General features: G+C 61.3%; 17 protein-coding genes. 16 read left to right on the forward strand and 1 reads right to left on the reverse strand.

What is annotated here, in order from left to right; translation table 11 throughout:
• Positions 1 to 12: 12 nt before the first annotated feature.
• From rnc to VHX65_12990, 15 genes are all read left to right on the forward strand, one after another.
• Positions 13 to 750 (forward strand): ribonuclease III, encoded by a 738-nt coding sequence (gene rnc, locus VHX65_12920; GenBank protein ID HEX3999446.1) that lies wholly within the window; start codon positions 13 to 15, stop codon positions 748 to 750.
• A 527-nt stretch (positions 751 to 1,277) separates the two neighbouring features.
• A complete protein-coding gene (locus VHX65_12925) occupies positions 1,278 to 2,018 on the forward strand; it encodes a DUF6134 family protein (protein ID HEX3999447.1) in 741 nt (246 codons plus the stop codon).
• 203 nt (positions 2,019 to 2,221) lie between these two features.
• Entirely contained in the window at positions 2,222 to 2,929 is a 708-nt protein-coding gene (locus tag VHX65_12930) for an MtnX-like HAD-IB family phosphatase (GenBank protein ID HEX3999448.1), read from the forward strand.
• On the forward strand, positions 2,899 to 4,296 hold the full coding sequence (locus VHX65_12935; protein ID HEX3999449.1) for a M20/M25/M40 family metallo-hydrolase: 1,398 nt from the start codon (positions 2,899 to 2,901) through the stop codon (positions 4,294 to 4,296). The genes VHX65_12930 and VHX65_12935 overlap by 31 nt, the downstream gene beginning before the upstream one ends.
• Positions 4,286 to 5,650: an aspartate aminotransferase family protein gene (locus VHX65_12940; protein ID HEX3999450.1), complete on the forward strand. Its 1,365-nt coding sequence runs from the start codon at positions 4,286 to 4,288 to the stop codon at positions 5,648 to 5,650. The genes VHX65_12935 and VHX65_12940 overlap by 11 nt, the downstream gene beginning before the upstream one ends.
• A 17-nt stretch (positions 5,651 to 5,667) precedes the next feature.
• On the forward strand, positions 5,668 to 7,029 hold the full coding sequence (locus tag VHX65_12945; GenBank protein ID HEX3999451.1) for an AMP-binding protein: 1,362 nt from the start codon (positions 5,668 to 5,670) through the stop codon (positions 7,027 to 7,029).
• Positions 7,030 to 7,349: 320 nt separating this feature from the next.
• Complete coding sequence (locus tag VHX65_12950; GenBank protein HEX3999452.1) at positions 7,350 to 8,276, forward strand: hypothetical protein; 927 nt, start codon at positions 7,350 to 7,352, stop codon at positions 8,274 to 8,276.
• A 78-nt stretch (positions 8,277 to 8,354) separates the two neighbouring features.
• Positions 8,355 to 10,049: a fatty acid CoA ligase family protein gene (locus VHX65_12955; protein ID HEX3999453.1), complete on the forward strand. Its 1,695-nt coding sequence runs from the start codon at positions 8,355 to 8,357 to the stop codon at positions 10,047 to 10,049.
• A gap of 137 nt (positions 10,050 to 10,186) precedes the next feature.
• Positions 10,187 to 11,173, forward strand: a complete 987-nt coding sequence (locus VHX65_12960) for an NAD-dependent epimerase/dehydratase family protein (protein ID HEX3999454.1) — start codon at positions 10,187 to 10,189, stop codon at positions 11,171 to 11,173.
• Positions 11,174 to 11,342: 169 nt separating this feature from the next.
• Positions 11,343 to 12,593, forward strand: a complete 1,251-nt coding sequence (locus VHX65_12965) for a beta-ketoacyl-[acyl-carrier-protein] synthase family protein (GenBank protein ID HEX3999455.1) — start codon at positions 11,343 to 11,345, stop codon at positions 12,591 to 12,593.
• 184 nt (positions 12,594 to 12,777) lie between these two features.
• Positions 12,778 to 13,041: an acyl carrier protein gene (locus tag VHX65_12970; protein HEX3999456.1), complete on the forward strand. Its 264-nt coding sequence runs from the start codon at positions 12,778 to 12,780 to the stop codon at positions 13,039 to 13,041.
• Between the two features lie 129 nt (positions 13,042 to 13,170).
• Positions 13,171 to 14,628 (forward strand): NAD(P)/FAD-dependent oxidoreductase, encoded by a 1,458-nt coding sequence (locus tag VHX65_12975; GenBank protein HEX3999457.1) that lies wholly within the window; start codon positions 13,171 to 13,173, stop codon positions 14,626 to 14,628.
• A gap of 291 nt (positions 14,629 to 14,919) precedes the next feature.
• The gene (locus tag VHX65_12980) at positions 14,920 to 16,365 is read left to right on the forward strand and encodes an FAD-dependent oxidoreductase (protein HEX3999458.1); all 1,446 of its coding nucleotides are present in this window, start codon (positions 14,920 to 14,922) and stop codon (positions 16,363 to 16,365) included.
• Positions 16,366 to 17,442: 1,077 nt separating this feature from the next.
• Positions 17,443 to 17,877, forward strand: coding sequence for a 3-hydroxyacyl-ACP dehydratase FabZ family protein (locus VHX65_12985; protein HEX3999459.1), 435 nt, complete (start codon positions 17,443 to 17,445; stop codon positions 17,875 to 17,877).
• Positions 17,878 to 18,086: 209 nt separating this feature from the next.
• On the forward strand, positions 18,087 to 18,923 hold the full coding sequence (locus tag VHX65_12990) for an SDR family oxidoreductase (protein HEX3999460.1): 837 nt from the start codon (positions 18,087 to 18,089) through the stop codon (positions 18,921 to 18,923).
• A gap of 381 nt (positions 18,924 to 19,304) precedes the next feature.
• On the opposite strand, the gene VHX65_12995 is transcribed toward VHX65_12990, so the two are convergent.
• Complete coding sequence (locus VHX65_12995) at positions 19,305 to 19,784, reverse strand: hypothetical protein (protein HEX3999461.1); 480 nt, start codon at positions 19,782 to 19,784, stop codon at positions 19,305 to 19,307.
• Between the two features lie 549 nt (positions 19,785 to 20,333).
• Between VHX65_12995 and VHX65_13000 the strand changes: the two genes are divergently transcribed.
• Positions 20,334 to 20,588 carry a hypothetical protein gene (locus tag VHX65_13000; protein HEX3999462.1) on the forward strand — a complete coding sequence of 85 codons (255 nt, stop codon included), beginning with the start codon at positions 20,334 to 20,336 and terminating at the stop codon, positions 20,586 to 20,588.
• Positions 20,589 to 20,746 lie beyond the last annotated feature (158 nt).

The raw sequence follows: 20,746 nt of genomic DNA on the forward strand, positions 1-20,746 counted from the left end.
AAGCGACTTGTGATGGTTCGGCGCCACTCGGCCGAAGCGGCCGAAGAAATGCCCGTCGATATCGCCGGATGCGAAGGCCGCATCGACTACGTATTTCGTGACAAGGGCTTGCTCCGCTCGGCATTGACGCACGCCTCGGGCGCCTTGCACCGCTTGGCTTCGAACGAGCGGTTGGAGTTTCTCGGTGATGCCATTCTCGGGGCCATCGTCTGCGAGATTCTGTTCCACCAGTATCCCGAATATCTCGAAGGGGATCTGACGAAGATCAAATCGGTCGTCGTCAGCCGCACGACCTGTGCAAAGCTCAGCGGCGAACTGGGGCTGGAAGAATTCTTGATTCTCGGCAAGGGGATGGCAACGCATCCGCGTGTGCCGCCCTCGGTTCTGGCCGACGTGTTCGAGTCGCTCGTGGCAGCCATCTATCTCGATGGCGGCGATGCGGCGATTCGGCCGTTTATCGAGAAATTCATTGCCCCGGAAATTGAAGCGGCCGTGACCGGCGACACCGGCAACAACTACAAGTCTCTGTTGCAGCAGGTTGCCCAGCGGCAGCACGGCCAGACGCCGACGTATCAACTGCTCGACGAAAAGGGCCCGGATCATAGCAAGTGCTTTAAGATCTCGGCCCAGATCGGCCAGCTACGCTATTCGCCGGCGTGGGGGCGGAACAAGAAAGAAGCCGAGCAATGCGCCGCCCGCAACGCGTTGAGCGAAATCTGCGGCGAAGCGATCCCGTTTCCGGCCGATTGATCTGGCCAAGCGTTGTCGCACCACACTAGCCCGAAGCGTAAGCGAGGGTGCGCCCCGTGGTGAAGCTAAAAGCTTGGCCCGTGGTGCCGAGGTTCACTAGCCCGAAGCGTAAGCGAGGATGCGCCCCGTGGGGGGTTGCCGTAGTTTACGCCTCGAGCCGACGTGCAGGTGGCGTTGGCGTCAGACAGCGAGGCGATCCGCCGTTGCGGGGCTCCCTCGCTCACGCTTCGGGCTTGTGTGCTTCGGGCTTGTGTGCTTCGGATTCGTGTGCTTCGGGCTCGTGTGCTTCGGGCTTGTGTGCTTCGGGTTCGTGTGCTGATCGGCTGGCTTGTTTAGCGGTGCCGCCATCACGGCCACGGATTGCCGCAATGCCGTGCCCGTGCGCCAAATCGCGGGGCGACTGGTCTTTTCCCGAACTGCCGGTTTCTGTTATTTCTACGCCTTCCGGAGCGGAAGCAAGCATCAGGGACCTAGGGATGGGGCTCGGCTTGCACACTTCTATCCGCGCGAAAATTGGATCAGGTGCCATGTCGATTGCCATTCGCAATTGCGGATCGTGCTTTGCATTTCGTGGTTGGTTCGCCGGGCTTTGTACCCTTTCTCTCGCGATTGCCGCGGTGCTTGCACCGCGGACCGCGGTCGCCCAGCAGCAGCCGGCGGCGGCCGGAGAGCTTCGCGAATACGACGTGCTTGTCAAGCAATCGCCGGTCGGCAAAGTTTCGATCCGCACCGCCGAACATCCGGATGGCACCGTGGTCGCCACGACCGACACCACCGTCAACGCGCGATTTTTCCTGGTCACCTACCACTACGAATATCACGGCACGGAAGTCTGGCAAAACGAACGGCTGGTGCGGCTCGATAGCCGTGCCGACGACGACGGCAAGAAGCTGGCAGTGACGGCAATCACCGACGCCCGCGCTTCGCGGACTGATCTGCCGGGAGGGCCGCCGCGCTCGGGCCCGTCGCTGGTGATGACCAGCAACTACTGGCGCCTGCCGGATCAGCGGCTTACTGCCGGCGATTTTGCCATCATCGACTCCGACACGGGCACACTTTTCACCGTAAAGATTCAACGCCTGGGAACCGATACGATTGCCGTCGACGGACAGAATATTGCCTGCGAGCACTTTCGTGTGTCGGGCGATACATCGGCCGAACTATGGTTCGACGGCAAGCGCCGGCTGATCCGGCAGCAAACCGTCGAACAAGGCCACCTCACCGAAGTGCGACTGGTGCGGATCCGCGCGGTGGCTGCGAGACAATAATCGCTCGCGGCAATCGCGGCAAGCAAGCCGCGTTGCTAGCGTTGCGAGCTTGTTCTTGCGACACGTTTCGACTTGGTCGATTGTTACGAACCGGGTACGATGCTCGGTCTGCGGATGGCAAGTCGGGCAGGAGAGCCCGACGCGGAAAAGCTCAGGCTTCTGGCCTGGCGGGAAAGCCACGGATGGGCGGGAGCAAAATGGAGATGGATCGAGTCCACACGTCGGCTCGGACTCCTTCGGCGGAAAGCGCCGAAGTCTGGCTCGATTTCGACGGCACCTTGACCAACCAAGATGTCGTCGATTCGCTGGTGCGCGGCTTCAGCGCGACGGACGAGTGGCGCGAAATCGAAGATGCGTGGCAGGCGGGGCGGATTGGTTCGCGTGCCTGCCTGGTCGGCCAATTCGCTTTAGTCCGCATCCGCGACAAACAACTCGACAGTTTTCTGCGTTCGGTATCGCTCGATCCGGGCACCCCGCGGCTGCTGGATTTGCTCGAGCAGCATGGTGTTCCGGCGACGATCGTGAGCGATGGCATCGATTGGTTTATCGATCGCATTCTTCGCGCGCATGGATTGCGACCGCCGCGAATCCGCAGCAATACGCTGGTGCGCGACGGCAACTCGTGGCGGCTCGGCTGTCCCCATTCTTCGTTGTCGTGTGCCGTCGCGGCTGCGCATTGCAAATGCGCTTCGATGGAGCAGCTTGGCAGTGCGGAGCGGCGACGGATTTATGTCGGCGACGGCCGCAGCGACCTATGCGCCGCCCGGAAGGCCCACCTGCGGTTTGCCAAAGGCACGCTCGCCGCCCTGCTCGATGGGGAGGCGTTGGAGTATATTCCGTTCTCGACGCTGCACGATGTGTGCGCCGTGCTGGATGCGGCATGGTCGCGATCGAGGGCCCGCGCAGCATGACGAGCGCGAACGCATCAACCACGTATGTCGCGAATCCGAACAGTCCGGAACTAGTCGTCGCAGGCACGGGGCAGTCGGCCGATTGCCGTGCGCTGGTGGCCGCCGATCGGGCGATCGAACAGGCGATGCTCGAATTTCTCCTCGCCGCGTTGGGCTTCCGTAGCATCAGCGGCGAAGAACGCGAGTTCGTCCATTTCGTCGCCGCTTGGGGACGACGGCATGGCTTTCGCGCCGACCTGTGGGAAGCGGACGAAGCTTCCTTGGGCGCCGAGCACAAAAAATTCGCCCGCCATATTCCGCTCGCCGGCCGGCCGACGCTCGTGCTCGAGTTGCCCGGCGATCCGGACTTGCCGTCGCTGATGTTCAATGCGCATTCCGACATGGTCGCCGCCGATGCCGATGCCTGGTCGCATGATCCTTGGGCCGGCACGCTCATCGACGGTCGCGTGTTTGGCCGCGGCGCCTGCGATGTCAAAGGGCCTTTGACGAGTGCGCTTTGGGCAATGATGCATCTGGCCCGCCGATCCGAGCGGCGTGGGAGTATTCTTCTGGAACTTGTCCCCGGCGAAGAAGACTGTGTCGGCCTGGGAACGCTCACAAGCGTGATGCGCGGCTGGAACGCCGATGGCCTCGTTGTTTTGGAACCGACGGAACAGTATCCGCGCTGCGCTTCGCGCGGCGGATGCCGCTTCGAAATCGAGGTCCTAGGTCGCGCGGTTCACGGAACCGTCAAATGGATTGGCCGCGATGCGATTCCGGCGATGTGTACGACGATCGGGGTGTTGACCGAGTTGGAAGCTGATCTGAACCGAACGGCGAGCAGTTGCGACGGACAAATTCACGAAGGCGACCCACTTTTTGCCGCGTATCCCTTCCTTCGGCCAATCACGGTCGACGCGATTCACGGCGGCCAGTGGCAGGGAATGGTGTGCGATCGGTGCATGTGTGCTGGGTATTTCGAGCTTCTACCGGATGATGATGTTCGCGGCTGGCAGCAAAAGTTCATCGGCGAAGTAACGGCAAGGATCGCGGCTCGCGGAATTCGATCCGACGAAGTGCGCGTCCGCTTCACCGAGGAATACCAGGGTCATCGCTTGGCGCCGAACCATGCACTGTGCGGCCGCGCGGCGAAAGCGATTTCGGGGTGCGCGGGGTCGGCCGGCTTTTCCTGGAAAGGGTTCAATGCGGGCTGCGAAGCGGGACTTCGCGCCAACCGGAGCCAGACGCCGACGTTGGTTTGGGGGCCAGGCAGTTTGGCCCAGGCCCATGCCGTCGATGAATACGTCGAATGGGCCGACGTGCGCCGCGTCGCGGATATGTTTACGACATTTGCCACACTTTGGACGGGCAACATCGATGAAATTTGACCCTCCCGCGCAGACCTACGAACTGGCATTCGATCCGGCGCACGATGCTCCCTCCTCGAGCGCTTGGTTTGCTCGCGCCAAGCAGGCGCTGGCAGGCGGAATCAGCAGCTCGGCCAGGGCCACGACCACCGTGGCCGAGCCGTATCCGCTCTATCTCGAACGCGGCCGTGGCGGACGAGTGCAGGATGTCGACGGCAACGAATTCGTGGATTTCCTGTTGAGCTATGGAGCACTGATTCTCGGACACGCGAATCCAGCGCTCGTGCAGGCCGCCAGCGAACAACTGCGCCGTGGCACGATGTTCGGCACCGCAAACTCGGTCGAAGTCGAGTTGGCCGAAGCCATCCATCGGATGGTGCCTTGTGCCGATCTGGTCCGCTTTGCGAATTCCGGCTCGGAAGCGATGTGCGGCGCCGTGCGCGCCGCGCGCGGTTTCACGGGAAGAAACAAATTGCTGAAATTCGAGGGCCATTATCACGGTTGGGTCGATGTTTTGGCCGTGAGCAATCGGCCCACATTGGCCGAGGCCGGGCCGGCCAACCGGCCGAACAGCGTCGCCCATTCGCGGGGCATTCCCAGCGGCGTGAGCAGCGATGTGATCGTGTGTCCCTGGAACGATCTTGCGGCGCTGCGAGCCGTGCTCGATGCCCACGCGGGCGAATTTGCCGCGGTGGTTGCCGAACCCATCGTTGCCAATAATGCGTGCGTGATGCCCGCCCCGGGCTATTTGGAGTTTTTGCGCGATGAATGCACGCGGCGTGGAATCGTGCTGATCTTCGACGAGATTGTGACCGGCTTCCGGCTGGCGGCCGGCGGCGCGCAGAGTTTTTTCGGCGTCGTGCCCGATATTGGCGTGTATAGCAAGGCGCTGGGGGGCGGATTCCCGATCAGTGCCTTTGCGGGCGTGCGCAAGGTGATGGAACCGATCGGCGCCAACCAGGTCAAACATGGCGGCACGTACAACGGCAACTCGCTCTGTGCGACGGCCGCGCTGACAGTGTTGCGGTGCGTGGAACGGCCGGAAACGCTGGTAGGGATTCGCCGGCATGGCGAGCGGTTGATCGAGGCGATTCGCCGGGCGGCGCGCGATCATGCGATTCCGTGCTGCGTCGCCGGGGATGGGACGATGTTTCAGGTGGTGTTTTCGCCCGATGGCCGGGCCCCCGCAAACTACCGCGAACTATTGGCTGCCGACATGCGGCGATACGTCCAATTGCGCGACGCCCTGTTGCGCCGCGGCGTGCATATCACCCCCAGCGGCAGCGCCTGCTGGTTTCTTTCGACGGATCATGACGACGACGACATCTCGCTGGCCTGCGACGCGATCGACGCGGCATTTGCAGATTTGATGTAGCAACGGAAGGAACGAACATGCTTTTTGCCGCGGCGGATCGTGCGATCAACTTTGTTTCGGACAGCGGGCTCGCCTATCTCTATCGCCGCACGCCCGTGAGCTTGCTGGACGGCTTGGCGCGCTATCGCTTCCGGCGCACGGTGCGTTGGGTGGCGAAGAAATCGGCCTTTTATCGCGAGGCGTTTCGGGCGCTCGGAATCGACGCACGGCGCGTCCGCTCGCCGGAGGATTTGGGTGATTTTTTCACCACGCCCGACGATTTGAGCCGCGATCCCGAAAAATTCCTCTGCGCCCCGCCGAGCTTCGTGTTCGAATCGTCGGGCACGAGCGGCACGAACAAGCAGGTCTATTTCGACGTCGAAGAAATGACCTACATCGGCAAAGTCGCCGCTTCCGCGATGTCGCTGATGGGGATCGCGCCTGGCGACCGCGTGGCCAACGGCTTCGATTTCTCGATTTGGATTCCCGGCATGCTCTTTCACCAAGGGCTGACCCACACTGGCACGTTTTGCCAGATCTTCAGCAAGGTCGATCCGATCGAGGTCTACCGGCGGCTGAAACGCTATCGCTTCAATGTCGTGCTCGGCGAACCGACGTGGCTGATCCGATTGACCGAAATTGCGGAAAAGGAAGGCAGGTATCCGTTGAAGTTGCTGATCGGTGGGGCGGAAGAAATGCCCGCCTCGGCAATTCCCTGGATGCGCGAGGTATGGGGCGGAGCCGACGTGAAAATGTGCTACGGCAGCGTCGAAATGGGAGGCGGCCTCGGTTTCCAACCCTGCTCGAATCACGACGGCTATCACCTCGATAACATCAACTTCCTGCCCGAATTCATCGATCCCGATTCCGATGGATACGGCGAAATCGTGTTCACGACCTTGAGCCGCCATGTGATGCCGCTGGTGCGCTATCGCACGCACGATGTCGCGCGGCTCGAAACGGAGTGCTGCCCGTGCGGCGTGCGCGTGCCGCGGTTGAGCAAACTCCGCGGCCGGCGCGATGAAATGGTCGTCGCCAGCGGCGGCAATCTTTATCCGCTCATGTTCGAGGAAATCCTCCGCGACGTGCCGGGCCTGACTCGCGATTGGCAAGTCGTTTTCACGCTCGACGGTATTCGCGAGGTGCTCGATATCCACGTCGAAACCGAGCGCACCGATCTGAAATCGCTCGAGCAAGACATCTTCGCTCGGGCGACGAATCGTTATCCCGATCTGATGAAAAACCTGGCTCTGGGCACGTTCCAAATGAAAGTCACGCCGCAGCTTCCGGGCCGAATCCGAACCGGCCGAAAACTGCGCCGCATGGTCGATCGGCGGTTCGATTCCGCCGAGCCGCAGTCGTCGCTCCGCGCCCCACACGGCACGCATTGCACCGTCTAAACTCCCGTTGAAGCATTGCCAAGTGTAGTGCCTGCGAAATACGGTGCCTGATTAGTCTCGCGCGCCGGCTTTTTTTCAAACCACCGAGCCACCGAGAACACCGAGAAAACAAAGCAGAGTCGAGGGCCAGACGTTTCGACCGGCACCAGACGGCGTCGCTCGCCCATTCGGACGCTTCCCGCCGTTCTCTGTGTGCTCGGCGACTCTGTGGTTAACCTTCGCGGCCGTCCCTGTAAGATTTGCCGTCGAAACGTGCTGAAGCGAACACCGTCTGTGTGAGACAATACGCTCGCGTCGAAATACTTCAACAGGCTACGCTTATGTGCCCTTCGAAAACCGACACCTCGGCCGCAGTGCGCGGAGGGCTCTCCGCGATCCTTCGCCCCACCAGGCGGCGGGCGATTTCGCTGGCGCTGATCGCTGTCGCCGGCGGCGCCGTCTGGGCCGGCTATGCCGTGTGGCAGCAGATCCGTAGCGAAGTCGCCGCCAGCGACGAATATCGCCTGACGCCGCAAGAAATCGAAATCACACCGCCGCCCCCCTGGGTCCGCGGCGACGTGAAGGCCGAAGCCCTGCGCAGCGCCGGGCTCGATGGCCCGATGTCGATTTTGGACGACGATCTGGTTCAGAAACTTCAGACCGCGTTTTCCTTGCATCCCTGGGTGGCGAGCGTCGTGCATGTGAGCAAGCAATATCCGGCACATGTCGATGTGGAATTGACCTATCGCAAGCCGGTGGCGATGGTTGAAGTGCATGAGAACGGCGCCGATGGCTTGTATCCGGTCGATGTCGACGGCGTGTTATTGCCGAGCAACGATTTTTCACCGCTGGAAGCGCGCGGCTATCCGCGATTGGCGGGCGTCGAGAGCAGCCCGCTGGGAACCGTCGGCTCGCGATGGGGCGATCCGGTCGTCGCCGGCGGAGCGCGAATTGCAGTCGCTTTGGCACCGCATTGGGCCGAATGGAAGCTCTGGTCGATCCACTGGATCAAACCCACGGGCGCGAGCAATGCCTCCGCTCCGGCCGATTTCGAACTCATTACCGGCGCCGGCCAGCCCGTCCACTGGGGCGCCGCGCCGGCCAACGAGCCGCCGAGCGAACCGACCGCCGAGCAAAAAGTGGCCGAGCTAAAAGCTTTCGTCGATCAGCACGGCTCGCTCGACGACCCCGCGGCGAAATCGCTCGACCTCAGTCAGCCCGGCGCCGCCGCTCGAACGGCCAAAGCGGCCGGCCCAACGAGCGAGTAATCGGCTCGATCGGAAGGGCTTCTCTGCGAATCCAATCGTCGATGGTACGCCGCGGCACCAGGCTTTACACTATCCGCCATGGCCATCGATGTGGTTACCAGCGAAACGGTGAATGCCGCGGCGCAACTTGCCGAGTGGGCGCGCCGCACGCCGCAAGCGATCGCGGTTGCCGAGCCGCGCCGGGGCCGGATTGGCCGCTGGAGAATGTCCGCCGCGCGAACCTATCGCCGGCTCACGTTCGCCGAACTCGAAGCAGACACCAATCGGCTCGCCGAGGGTTTGGTGGCGATGGGCGTTCGCCCCGGCACGCGGCTGGCCATGTTCATGCCGTTCGGGATTGACTTCATTTCGCTGGTGTATGCGGTTTTCAAGAGCGGCGGGGTGGCCGTGTTGATCGATCCGGGCATGGGATTGCGCAGCACGCTCGATTGCTTGGGCGAAGTGCGGCCGGAGGGGTTTATCGCCGTCCCGCCGGTTCATGCATTTCGGGCATTGCCGGGAGGACGATTCGCCAATCGCGGGCTGAATGTGACGGTCGGCCGGCGGTGGTTTTGGGGCGGGGCGACAATCGCCCAATTTCGCCGTCGCGGATCAGGCGAATTCACTGCCGTCGCAATGCAAGCCGACGATCCGGCCGCGATCATTTTCACTTCCGGCAGCACCGGGCCGGCCAAGGGTGTTCTCTATTGCCACGGCAATTTCATTCACCAAGCGAAAGAAATCCAAACATTTTACAAAATTCCGCCGGGCGAAATCGACGCCCCCTGTTTTCCCCTTTTCGGCCTGTTCAACGCGTCGATGGGCGTAACGACCGTTATTCCGGATATGGACCCGCGGCATCCGGCCCGCGTCGATCCGCGGCGGCTGATTGCCACGATCAACGATTGGCAAGCGACCCAAAGCTCCGGGTCGCCGGCAGTATGGAAGCGTGTCGGCCAATATTGCGAAGAGCAGGGAGTGAGGATTTCAACGCTGAAGCGTGTTTTTTCCGCCGGCGCGCCTGCCCGGATACCGATGCTGCGGCGAATGCAAGCCTGCATTCATCCCGAGGGCGAAATGCACACTCCCTACGGAGCGACCGAAGCGCTGCCGGTCGCATCGATCGAAGCGCGCGAAGTGCTCGGCGAAACCGGGCGGCGAACCGATGCCGGAAGCGGCGTTTGCGTTGGACGGAAATTTCCCGGCATCGAATGGCGCGTGATCCGCATCGTCGATCGGCCACTGTCGTCGATTCGCGATTTGGAGTTGCCGACGGGCGAAATCGGCGAATTGATCGTTCGCGGACCGGTGGTTACGCGAGAATATGTGACACGACTGGAGGCCAACGGCTGGGCCAAGATTCCCGAGGACGCCGGCTTTTGGCACCGCATGGGCGATCTCGGCTACTTGGATGCGCAAGATCGATTCTGGTTTTGCGGCCGGAAGACGCAACGAGTGCTCACCGCAACAGGCCCGATGTACACGATCCCCTGCGAAGCGATCTTTAATCGGCATGCCGACGTCAGCCGTTCGGCCCTGGTCGGCATCGGGGCGCCGGGGATGCAAACGGCGGCGATCGTCGTCGAACCGCTGCCGGGAAAAGGCTTGCATCGGGGGATGGCTCGCGGAAAACTCATCGGCGAACTGCGCACACTGGCCCTTTCCAGCCCACTGACCTCGGAAATCCGGCATTTTTTCGTTCGCCGCCGCATGCCGGTCGATATCCGACACAACGCGAAAATCGCCCGCGAAAAACTTGCGGAGTGGGCATCGCGGCGGATAGCCAAAAGTTGACCCAGACGCGCGAAACCGCAAGCGTGCCCCCACACCGATTAGCATAGAAGCTCGCTTGCGGCTTCGCGTGTGCGTCTCCCTGTCCGCTCACCCTCGCCCTCACCCTTCCCCTCGCCCTCACCCTCAACCTTCCCCGCATGCACGCCCTCGTCACCGGCGCCAACGGCTTTCTCGGCCGCTATATCGTCGAGCAATTGTTGGCCCGCGGCGATCGGGTGCGGGCATTGGTGCGAAGCGATTCGCCCGAACTGCGATCGGCGGGGGCAGAAATCGCGGTGGCCGACATTCGCGATCGCCAAGCCACCATTGCGGCGTGTGCCGGCATCGACGTCGTGTTTCATGTTGCCGGTCTGTCGGGCATCTGGGGACCGTGGGAAGCGTATTATGGCGTCAACGTCGCAGGCACCGAAAACGTGCTGGAAGGCTGCCGGCAGCACGGCATCGGCCGGTTGGTCTACACGAGCAGCCCGAGCGTGACATTCGATGGCCGGGATCAATGCGGCATTGATGAATCGGCCCCGTATGCCAGCCGCTGGCTTTGCCATTATCCACATACCAAAGCGATCGCCGAGCAGCGCGTGCTGGCGGCAAACGCGGCGGCGATGCACGCGTGTGCCTTGCGGCCGCATCTGATCTGGGGGCCGGGCGATCGGCACCTAGTGCCTCGGCTTTTGGAACGAGCCCGCTATGGCGAATTGCGCCGCGTCGGAAGCGGCAAAAACCTGATCGACATGATTTACGTCGAAAACGCCGCTCGAGCTCATCTCCAGGCCGCCGACGCGCTCGCCAGCAACCCTGGGATCGCCGGCCGGGCGTATTTCATCAGCCAAGGGGAACCGGTGAATTGCTGGGCGTGGATCGATCGGCTCTTGGGCCTCGGCGGGCTGCCGCCGCTGCGCCGTTCGATTCCGACAGGCGTCGCATGGTATGCCGGCGCCCTCTTGGAGACCTATCACCGCTGGTTTTGTCCCGATGAAGAACCGCGAATGACCCGATTCCTAGCCGCCCAACTGGGCCGATCGCATTATTTCGATATTCGCCGCGCTCGCGACGATTTCGGCTATAGGGCAGTCGTTAGTACGGATGAGGGGATGGAGCGATTGGGGCGTTATCTGGCGAAGTAGGCTGCGGTTAATGGGCAGTGGCACCTCGGGGTGTCCAGCGGCGCGCTAGCGGGACCCAAAGTCGAGCCTCCTCGCGCTGCCTTGTCAGCCAACGTAAAACCCGGTAACTTCAAGGGTTCAAATCGTTTCGACAAGTGTGTTGACGGCGGCGCGAGCGAGGACGGAGCGGATGATTGCCGGAAAACCCGACAGCCAGCGAATCGTGATCACCGGGGTGGGCTTGGCTGCGCCTAACGGGAAAAATCTGGCAGAATTTCGCGAAAACTTGCTGGCCTGCCGTAGCGGCGTCCGGCGGTATGAAATTCGTTACGTCGGCGAAACGCTGGCCGGCGTGTCCGAGTTCGACGAACAGAAGTATCAAAAGCGCAAAGACATACGTCGCGGCACCCGGGCCGGCAGCATCGGCATCTATTGCAGCCAAGAGGCGATTGCCGACGCCGGCCTCGATTGGCCGAATGTCGACAAGGCCCAGGTGGGCGTTTATGTCGGTGTGACCGAGCACGGCAACGTCGAAACCGAAAACGAAGTCTACCAGCTTCAAGGCTTCAACTTCGACACCCGCTGCTGGTCGCACCACCACAACCCGCGAACCGTGGCCAATAACCCGGCCGGCGAGATTTCGCTGAATCTGGGCATTACCGGCCCGCATTACACGATTGGCGCCGCCTGCGCCGCGGGCAATGCCGGCCTGATCCAAGGGGCCCAAATGCTGTTGCTGGGCGAGTGCGATGTAGCGCTCGCCGGCGGTGTCTCGGAAAGCATTCATACGTTCGGAATTTTCGCCAGCTTCAAGAGCCAGGGAGCACTCGCTTCGCATGCCGATCCGACGAAGGCTTCGCGGCCGTTCGATGTGGAGCGCAACGGCATTGTCGTCGCCGAGGGGGGCTGCATGTATGTCCTCGAGCGCTATTGCGATGCTAAGGCGCGCGGCGCGACAATTTACGGCGAAGTGGCCGGCTATGCCATGAATAGCGATGCCACGGATTTCGTGCTTCCCAATCCCGACCGCCAGGCGCAGTGTATTCGCACGGCCTTGAATCGCGCCGGCATTTCGGCGGATCGAATCGATATCGTCAGCACGCATGCCACCGGCACCACCAGCGGCGACACGCAAGAATCCGCCGCCCTGCGGCAAGCGTTCGGCGGCTCTAGCCGCACGCGATTCAACAACACCAAGAGCTACATCGGCCACGCGATGGGCGCCGCCGGAGCTCTCGAGTTGGCCGGCAATTTGCCCGCCTTCCGCGACGGCGTTTGCCATCCCACGATCAATCTCGAGCAACTCGACCCGGAATGCCGGCTCGAAGGCCTCGTCGTCGGCGAGCCGCGCGAAATGGGCCGCGTCGATTATATTTTGAACAACTCATTCGGGATGCTAGGTATCAATTCGGTGGTTATTATCAAGAGACTCGGCGTTTGATAAATGACGAATACCGAATGACGAATGTCTGAAGAATGACTGAATTCGAATGACGAATGTTGAGTTTCAAGAGCGGCACCCACGGTACCGCATTCGTCGTTCGTCATTCCTTAGACATGCGTGCTTCGTCATTCGTCATTGATGCGGTGTCGGTCGGCTTCCATCGTCGCAAAAGGACCGTGGCATGACTTCGGGGGAAATTCGCGCGGCAATCATCGATATTCTTTCGGATATCCTTCCCGATGAAGATCTTTCGAACCTGAAAGACGATGTGCCGCTGCGCGAACAAATCGAACTGGATAGCATGGACTTTCTCGACATCGTCATGGAGCTTCGCAAGCGCTATCGAATTCAAATTCCCGAGGACGACTACATCCACATGGCCACGCTCGGCGGAACGGTCGACTACCTCCAACCGCGAATGAAAGACGTCGAAGCAAAGGGATAATGACGAATGTCGAATGTCTAAATAATTTCGAATGACGGATGACGAAATCGGCAAACTGGCGTTTCCTTCGTCATTCGTGCTTCGTCATTCTTTCGACATTCGTCATTAGCTATTAGACATTGGCACCCTATGTACGACGCGATCATCATCGGCGCGGGGCTTTCCGGTTTGGCGGCAGGAGTGCGCTTGGCCCATTTCGGTCGCCGGGTACTCATTCTCGAGCGCCACTATGCCATTGGCGGTCTGAATTCCTACTATCGGCTGGATGGCCGCAATTACGATGTCGGTCTCCACGCGGTGACGAATTTTCGCCCGAAGGGGGCTCGAAGCGGTCCGTTGCCGCGATTGCTGCGGCAGTTGCGGCTTAGTTGGGACGACTTTTCGCTGGCCGAGCAGATCGGCTCGAAGATTGTTTTCCCCGGCACCGCGCTCGAATTCTCGAACGATCCGGCGCTGCTCGAAAACCAAGTCGCCGAACGGTTCCCCAGCCAGATCGACGGTTTCCGTAAGTTGAGCGGCGAGCTGTTGGACTACGACGCCATCGACACGCCCGCGGCCCGCGAGTCGGCCCGCGAAGTGGTGGGGGGGCGGATCAGCGATCCGATGCTGCTCGAGATGCTGTTTTGCCCGATCCTGTTCTACGGCGGCTCGAATCCGCACGATATTGATTTCGGCCAATTCAGCATTTTGTTTCGCAGCATTTTCTTGGAGGGCCTCGCCCGGCCCCCGGCCGGCATCCGCGCGATCTTGAAAAAGCTGGTGCGGCGGTTCAAGGATTTGGGGGGCGAATTGCGGCTGCGTTCCGGAGTCCAACGGCTGGCCCCGGAAACGGACGAGGTCCGCGTTGTGCTCGACGATGCGGATGAACTGTCGGCGCGGCAAATCCTGTCGTCGGCCGGCTGGTGCGAAACCGTGCGGATGTGCGACGATCTCGCCGGCGATCTCTTACCCGGCGAACCGATCGCCGCCGTAGCAGGCCAATCGCCCGGCGAGCCAGGCGACGAAGCAAGGCCGCCCAGCGGACAGCTTTCCTTCGTCGAATCGGTCTCGACGCTCGACGTCAAGCCGGCCGACATCGGCCACCGGCACACGATCGTGTTTTTCAACGATAGCCCGAAGTTTCATTGGCAGCGGCCCGAGGAACCGCTCGATGTGCGCAGCGGCGTGGTTTGCTCGCCGAACAATTTCGCATATGCCGATCCGGCTTCGGCTCCGGAGGAAGGCTCAATTCGGCTCACGGCCCTGGCCAACTTCGACCATTGGAACGAGTTGCCCGAAGCCGAATACACCGCGGCGAAGCAGCATTGGTACGAACGTCTGGCCGCGTCGGCGGTGCGGTTTATCTCCGATTTCCGTTCGCACGTGGTGGCGGTCGACATCTTCACGCCCAAAACGATTCGCCGCTTCACGAGCCACGACAACGGTGCCGTCTACGGCGCTCCGCACAAGCGATTCGACGGCACGACCGCGCTGAAAAACGTCTTTCTCTGCGGGACAGACCAGGGCCTGGTCGGTATCATAGGAGCGATGACCAGCGGCATCCTAATGGCCAACCGTCTGCTCAGCGGCCAGGCTGCGAAAACATGACTCTTGCCGAACACTCCGATCGGCAAGGCCGTTGCTGAGGGGCATCCGGCGCACGTCGGAATTGAGCTGATCGATACGGTGTTTGGTATAATCGCGAGGATGCTGATCACAATTTCCCTTTCACATCACGTTCGACAACCGCGTCTAGCGCGTACTGCGTGAACGCGTGTCTAATGCCCGAGCCGCGCACGGCGGCCCACTCCACCAACCGTGGCAAGTCAACGGCACCATTGCTCGTTGCAACTTCAGTCACCAGACTGCCAGCCCACCGGTAATACCGGTATTTCCCTGATGCCACGCGATTTTCTCCAAAACGCTCGCGAGGAATACGATTGCATCGTCATCGGCAGCGGGCTGGCCGGATTGACGGCGGCCAACACGCTGGCCCGCGCCGGCCGGAGCGTACTGCTGTTGGAGCAGCACTACAAGCTCGGCGGCATGGCCACTTGGTTTCGCCGGCCTCGCGGGCATATTTTCGACATCTCGCTGCATGGCTTCCCGATCGGCATGGTGAAAAGTTGCCGCCGCTATTGGTCGAGCGAGATTGCCGATTCGATCGTGCAACTGAAGAACATCCGCTTCGACAATCCGATGTTCGCGCTCACGACCACGTTCGATCGAGCAGATTTCACGCGATTGCTGGTCGAGCGATTTGCCATCCCGCCGGCAACGGTGCAGGCGTTTTTCGACACCGTTCGCGGAATGAATTTCTACGACGACCAGGGCGATACCGTCGGCCAGCTTTTCGAGCGGTTTTTTCCGGGGCGTGAAGATGTGATCCGCCTATTGATGGAGCCGATCACGTATGCCAATGGCTCGACGCTCGAAGACCCGGCCATTTCCTACGGCATCGTGTTTTCCAATTTCATGTCGAAAGGGGTTTACACCTTCCAAGGCGGCACCGACCGGCTGATTCATTGGATGCACGAAGAGCTTGTGAAAAGCGGCGTCGATGTGCGGATTCGCACCGATGTCGAAAAGATCCATGTTCGCGGCGGACGCGTCGAAGGCGTCACGGTGGGCGGTCGAAACATCAAGACGCGCGCCATCGTGTCCAACGCCAACCTGAAGTCGACCATCTTCCAACTCGTCGGCGAGGAGCATTTCGATCGCCAATTTGTCGATCAGGCGCGGGCAGTGCGGCTCAATAATTCGAGTTGCCAAGTCTATATCGCCATGAAACCGGCCGTCGAGGTGTCTGAGAGCACCGGCGATTTGCTGTTCAGCTCCACCGCTCCGCTCTTCCGCACCGAACTGTTGCTCAGCCGAGACATCACCAGCCGCACGTTTTCGATTTACTATCCACGCACGCGCCCCGGCTCCGATCGAACATTAATCGTTTCGAGCACGAACGCCAATTTCGACGATTGGGCCCGGCTTTCGAAAGAAGAATACGAAGCGAGCAAGGCCGACCTGGTGGAAACAACCCTGGCGGCTCTGGAAAAATACATTCCCGACGTGCGGCAGAAAATCGACCATGCCGAAGCGGCCACGCCGGTCACTTTCCAGCATTACACGCGGCACATGCAGGGCGCCAGTTTCGGCACGAAATTCGAAGGCCTCGCCGTGAGCCGGGCGATTCCGCAGCAGATTGCCGGCCTGTTTCACGCCGGCAGCGTCGGCATTATCATGTCGGGCTGGCTGGGAGCGATGAACTACGGCGTGATCGTCGCCAACGACGTCGATTCGCTGCTGATGAAGTCGTCGATCGTTTCTGCGGCGGCTCTGGCGCGGTGAAGGTCGGGCCAACTCGCGGGTCTCCCTCGCTAACGCTTCGGGCTAGTGTCGTGTTCGCCGCCGCCGTTGAGAAAGTGTTTGATGCCCGCCGGCCGCGGGACACTAGCCCGAAGCGTTAGCGAGGACGCGCACCACAAACGTTAGTTCACGGCTCATAGCCAGCCCGACACCGCTGACGAAGTCGTCGATCGCTCCGGCGCGGTGAAGGTCGGGCCAACTCGCGGGTCTCCCTCGCTAACGCTTCGGGCTAGTGTCGCGTTCGCCGCCGCCGTTGAGAAAGTGTTTGATGCCCGCCGGAGGCGGGACACTAGCCCGAAGCGTTAGCGAGGACGCGCACCACAAACGTTAGTTCATCGCTCCCAGCCAGCCGGACATCGCTGATGAAGTCGTCGATCGTTTCTGCGGCGGCTCCGGCGCGGTGAAGGTCGGGCCAACTCGCGGGTCTCCCTCGCTAACGCTTCGGGCTAGTGTCGCGTTCGCCGCCGCCGTTGATAAAGTGTTTGATGACCACCGGACGCGGGACACTAGCCCGAAGCGTCAGCGAGGACGCGCACCACAAACGTTAGTTCATCGCTCCTAGCCAGCCAGACGCGGGACACTAGCCCGAAGCGTTAGCGAGGACGCGCACCACAAACGTTAGTTCACCGCTCCCAGCCAGCCAGACATCGCTGATGAAGTCGTCGATCGCTCCGGCGCGGTGAAGGTCGGGCCAACTCGCGGATCTTCCTCGCTAACGCTTCGGGCTAGTGTCGCGTTCGCCGCCGCCGTTGACAAAGTGTTTGATGACCACCGGACGCGGGACACTAGCCCGAAGCGTCAGCGAGGACGCGCACCACAAACGTTAGTTCACCGCTCCTAGCCAGCCCGACACCGCTGACGAAGTCGTCGATCGCTCCGGCCGCGGCTCCGGCGCGGTGAAGGTCGGGCCAACTCGCGGGTCTCCCTCGCTAACGCTTCGGGCTAGTGTCGCGTTCGCCGCCGCCGTTGATAAAGTGTTTGATGACCGCCGGAGGCGGGACACGACCCCGAAGTTTTGGCTAAAACGCGCACCACAAACACCACCCATTGCGAACGCCCATGACACTCGCCGAAATTCAGGCCGCGATCCCGCATCGCGAACCGTTCTTGCTGATCGACGAAATCGTCGAACGCTCCGATCTCCGGATTGTGTGCCGCAAGCGATTCAGCGGCGATGAGTTTTTTTTCGCGGGCCATTATCCAGGCTTTCCGCTGGTGCCAGGCGTGTTGCTTTGCGAGGCCGCGATGCAAGCCGGCGCGGTGCTGCTTTCGAGCCACATGGCCGGCGATGGCCGCTTTCCGGTCGCCACGCGGATAAACGACGTGCGGTTCAAGCGCATCGTGCGGCCGGGCGAAACGATCGACATCGAAGTTGAACTCACCGAGCGGCTGGCCGACGCATTTTTCTTGAAGGCGAAAATAACGTGCGAAGCTAAAGTTGCCGCCCGGTTCGATTTCGCCTGCACGGCGGCGAAGATGGAAAACCCCAAATGACAACGTCGTTTACGGCTGAGAGCCGCGCGCTGCGCAGCACGCGAAACACCAGAGATTCGGAAAAGTCGGTAAGCCGTTGAAGCGGGCGAGAATTCGTTTCGTTATAACTGCGGTTTCGCCGGCGTGAATGCCGGGGCTATGGAAAAGGCTGCACGCCATCGCAGTTCCGTCCGCAGGGCGGCGGGATACAACCGCGAAGAGGATTACCCTTGGACGACTTCCTGCAGCTCGCTGGAAAAACGGTGTTGGTTTGCGGGTTGGCCAATCGCAAGAGCGTGGCCTGGCATATCGGGCGAGTGCTCGCGGAGGTGGGGGCGCGGCCGCTGTTTGTCGTGCGGTCGGCCGAGCGGCTCCAGAGCGTGCGGCGGTTTGTCGGCGATTGGCCGGTGCACGTTTGCGACGTGGAATTCCCAGAGCAAATCGCCCGGCTGGCAGATGAACTTTCGACCGCCGGCGTGCGCTTGGCCGGCTTGGTGCATTCGATCGCTTTTGCCGACTATTCGGCAGGCGTGAAGCCATTTCACGAAACGCCCAAGAGCGCGTTCTTGCGATCGATGGATATTTCTTGTTATTCGCTGATCGCGCTTTCCGAGGCCTTGCGCGAGCGGATCGATCCCGACGGATCGGTGGTCACGATTTCGATTTCCACCACTCGCATGGCCAGCGAAAACTACGGCTACATGGCGCCGGTGAAAGCGGCCCTCGATTCGGCGCTCGTGTTCCTCGCCAAATCGTTCAGCCAGTTCTCGCGGATCCGCTTCAATGCCGTCGCTCCGGGACTGTTGAAAACATCGGCGTCGGCCGGCATTCCGGGTTATGTCGACGCGTATCTTTATGCCGAGCAAGCGACGCTTCGCCGCCGGGCCGTCGAGACGGAAGAAGTGGCCAATGTGGCGGCATTTCTCCTCAGCCCGCGCTCCAGCGGAATCAACGCCCAGCGAATCGTCGTCGACGCGGGCATGTCGGTCAACTATTTCGACCGTAGCCTGACCCGCAAGGCGCTCGCGGAAGATACCCCCCCACAGCCCGGGCCCAAAGAAGACTAGCCCGGATAATTCATAGTGCCACACTAGCCCGAAGCGTAAGCGAGGGAGCCGTTGCGAGCGTAAGCGAGGGCGTAAGCGAGGGAGCCGTTGCGAGCGTAAGCGAGGGAGCCGCTGCGAGCGTAAGCGAGGGAGCCGCTGCGAGCGTAAGCGAGGGAGCCGCTGCGAGCGTAAGCGAGGGAGCCACTGCGACCTACCCTCGCTAACGCTTCGGGCTACGATTTCGCGGCGTGTCTCAAACTCGTGGCACAATGAATAACCTCCGCCTAAAATCTACGGCGGCGCGAGGCGAATCGGATTCCGTCGACGGTCGACAAAAAAAGACAGCCTGGAGCGCGGCGGCTCCAAGGCTGTCGGGGGGTCGCAAAATAATTCGGCCGGCGCTTAGCAGGTGCCGCAGCAGACCGGGGTGTTCTTGAACGAGATGTAGCAGCAGCAGCCGGGTTGGCAGCAGCAAGCGGCGATGCAATCGCAGCAGGCTTGGATCATCTCGCAGCACTTCTTGTCGGCGCTGGTGCAAGTGATGCAAACGCCGTCCTTGGTGTTTTCGCAGTGGCAGAAGCCCAAGGTCAGATTGCACTGGCAGATTTGGATGCCATTGCAGCAAGCGCAGCACGAGCAGGTGCCGTCGCAGAGCATGTTGCAGAGGGTCTGCAACTGGGCGCAGGCCACTTCGTCTTCGCAGGCGCAATGGATCTTGAATCCGCCGTTGCACTTCTCGAATTCCAGCTTGCAGCGCGGCATCACGGAGAAACCAGCGGCTGCCGGCGCCGCACTCGGGCCGTAAGCCGACTGCCAAGGGGCCGCGGGAGCAATCCACGGGCCGCTGGCAATCGAACGTTCCGCAGCAATTGTGCTAGCCATTGTCCAACACTCCTTTCAAACGACGGGCATGCCAGACGCGTTGCCGGTATCGCTCAAACTCTTCGAGCGAGAAAAAAGGACCGTGCGCCGGAGAAAAACCCGTTCCATGGTTCTTGCGCGGCTGCCGAATTTCGGCCGGCCGCACGTCAGACTCCGATTCCGAACCGAATCCATGCGGCTTTTTACGGGAGACAAGCCGCCAATACCGGGTCAATATATGTCTGCGGCGAAAAACGATGCAAGAGGAAACGGGGCGGGGTCTGGTTCGTGGCTCGTGGTTCGTGACTAGCGACTCGGAACGATGCATGCATCGCGACCCTGTTTCCCCCGAGCCACGAGCCCCGAGCCACCGTCCCGTCAAGCTGCATCGAGTTTGACGTTTTTCGGGAGAACTCGCCGAAAATCACCGCTTTGCCATGCGTTTGCCGGCCTATTCGGGCCAAGTTCTTCTACTAGCTTCTCGATGAAAGTAAGTACCAACATCGGATTGGTGATGCTAGCAAATTCGCTACTCGGTTCTTCCTTTGGCGTCGTCAGGGCGGTGCGGCAATGCTCAAGAATCGGATCAGCAAATATTTTTCTGCCGCGGCCGAAACACAACCCCAGCCGGAGCCGCCGAGCGTGAACCCATCGGCCTTTGTGGGAATGCCAAATGGTGTAGTTGGCCCGGCCATGCCAGGCGGAATGCCGTCGGCCCCGAAGAATATCTACGAGATCGCCTTGGCCGCGGCGCAACGGAAAATTGCCGAAGAACGGGCGAAAGAACACGACGACCTCGCCGGCTGGTTCAACGAGAATTTCTAAACCGGCGAGCCAACGTAGCAGGCATACTCCGTATGCCGTCTGCCCCGCCAACACACGACGCCCGGCCCGTGCTCGCCGGCTGGTTCAACGAGAATTTCTAAACCGGCGAGCCAACGTAGCAGGCATACTTCGTATGCCGTCTGCCCAACGTAGCAGGC

This window comes from Pirellulales bacterium (assembly GCA_036267355.1).
GTDB lineage: Bacteria > Planctomycetota > Planctomycetia > Pirellulales > DATAWG01 > DATAWG01.

Bases quoted from the DNA above. Each gene is read 5' to 3' on its own strand.
- VHX65_12970 (HEX3999456.1), top strand. From the start codon at position 12,778: ATGACTTCGGGGGAAATTCGCGCGGCAATCATCGATATTCTTTCGGAT.
- VHX65_12935 (HEX3999449.1), top strand. From the start codon at position 2,899: ATGGTCGCGATCGAGGGCCCGCGCAGCATGACGAGCGCGAACGCATCA.
- VHX65_12965 (HEX3999455.1), top strand. From the start codon at position 11,343: ATGATTGCCGGAAAACCCGACAGCCAGCGAATCGTGATCACCGGGGTG.
- VHX65_12975 (HEX3999457.1), top strand. From the start codon at position 13,171: ATGTACGACGCGATCATCATCGGCGCGGGGCTTTCCGGTTTGGCGGCA.
- VHX65_12930 (HEX3999448.1), top strand. From the start codon at position 2,222: ATGGATCGAGTCCACACGTCGGCTCGGACTCCTTCGGCGGAAAGCGCC.
- VHX65_13000 (HEX3999462.1), top strand. From the start codon at position 20,334: ATGCTCAAGAATCGGATCAGCAAATATTTTTCTGCCGCGGCCGAAACA.
- VHX65_12980 (HEX3999458.1), top strand. From the start codon at position 14,920: ATGCCACGCGATTTTCTCCAAAACGCTCGCGAGGAATACGATTGCATC.
- VHX65_12945 (HEX3999451.1), top strand. From the start codon at position 5,668: ATGCTTTTTGCCGCGGCGGATCGTGCGATCAACTTTGTTTCGGACAGC.
- VHX65_12940 (HEX3999450.1), top strand. From the start codon at position 4,286: ATGAAATTTGACCCTCCCGCGCAGACCTACGAACTGGCATTCGATCCG.
- VHX65_12925 (HEX3999447.1), top strand. From the start codon at position 1,278: ATGTCGATTGCCATTCGCAATTGCGGATCGTGCTTTGCATTTCGTGGT.
- rnc (HEX3999446.1), top strand. From the start codon at position 13: ATGGTTCGGCGCCACTCGGCCGAAGCGGCCGAAGAAATGCCCGTCGAT.
- VHX65_12955 (HEX3999453.1), top strand. From the start codon at position 8,355: ATGGCCATCGATGTGGTTACCAGCGAAACGGTGAATGCCGCGGCGCAA.
- VHX65_12985 (HEX3999459.1), top strand. From the start codon at position 17,443: ATGACACTCGCCGAAATTCAGGCCGCGATCCCGCATCGCGAACCGTTC.
- VHX65_12960 (HEX3999454.1), top strand. From the start codon at position 10,187: ATGCACGCCCTCGTCACCGGCGCCAACGGCTTTCTCGGCCGCTATATC.
- VHX65_12995 (HEX3999461.1), bottom strand. From the start codon at position 19,784: ATGGCTAGCACAATTGCTGCGGAACGTTCGATTGCCAGCGGCCCGTGG.
- VHX65_12950 (HEX3999452.1), top strand. From the start codon at position 7,350: ATGTGCCCTTCGAAAACCGACACCTCGGCCGCAGTGCGCGGAGGGCTC.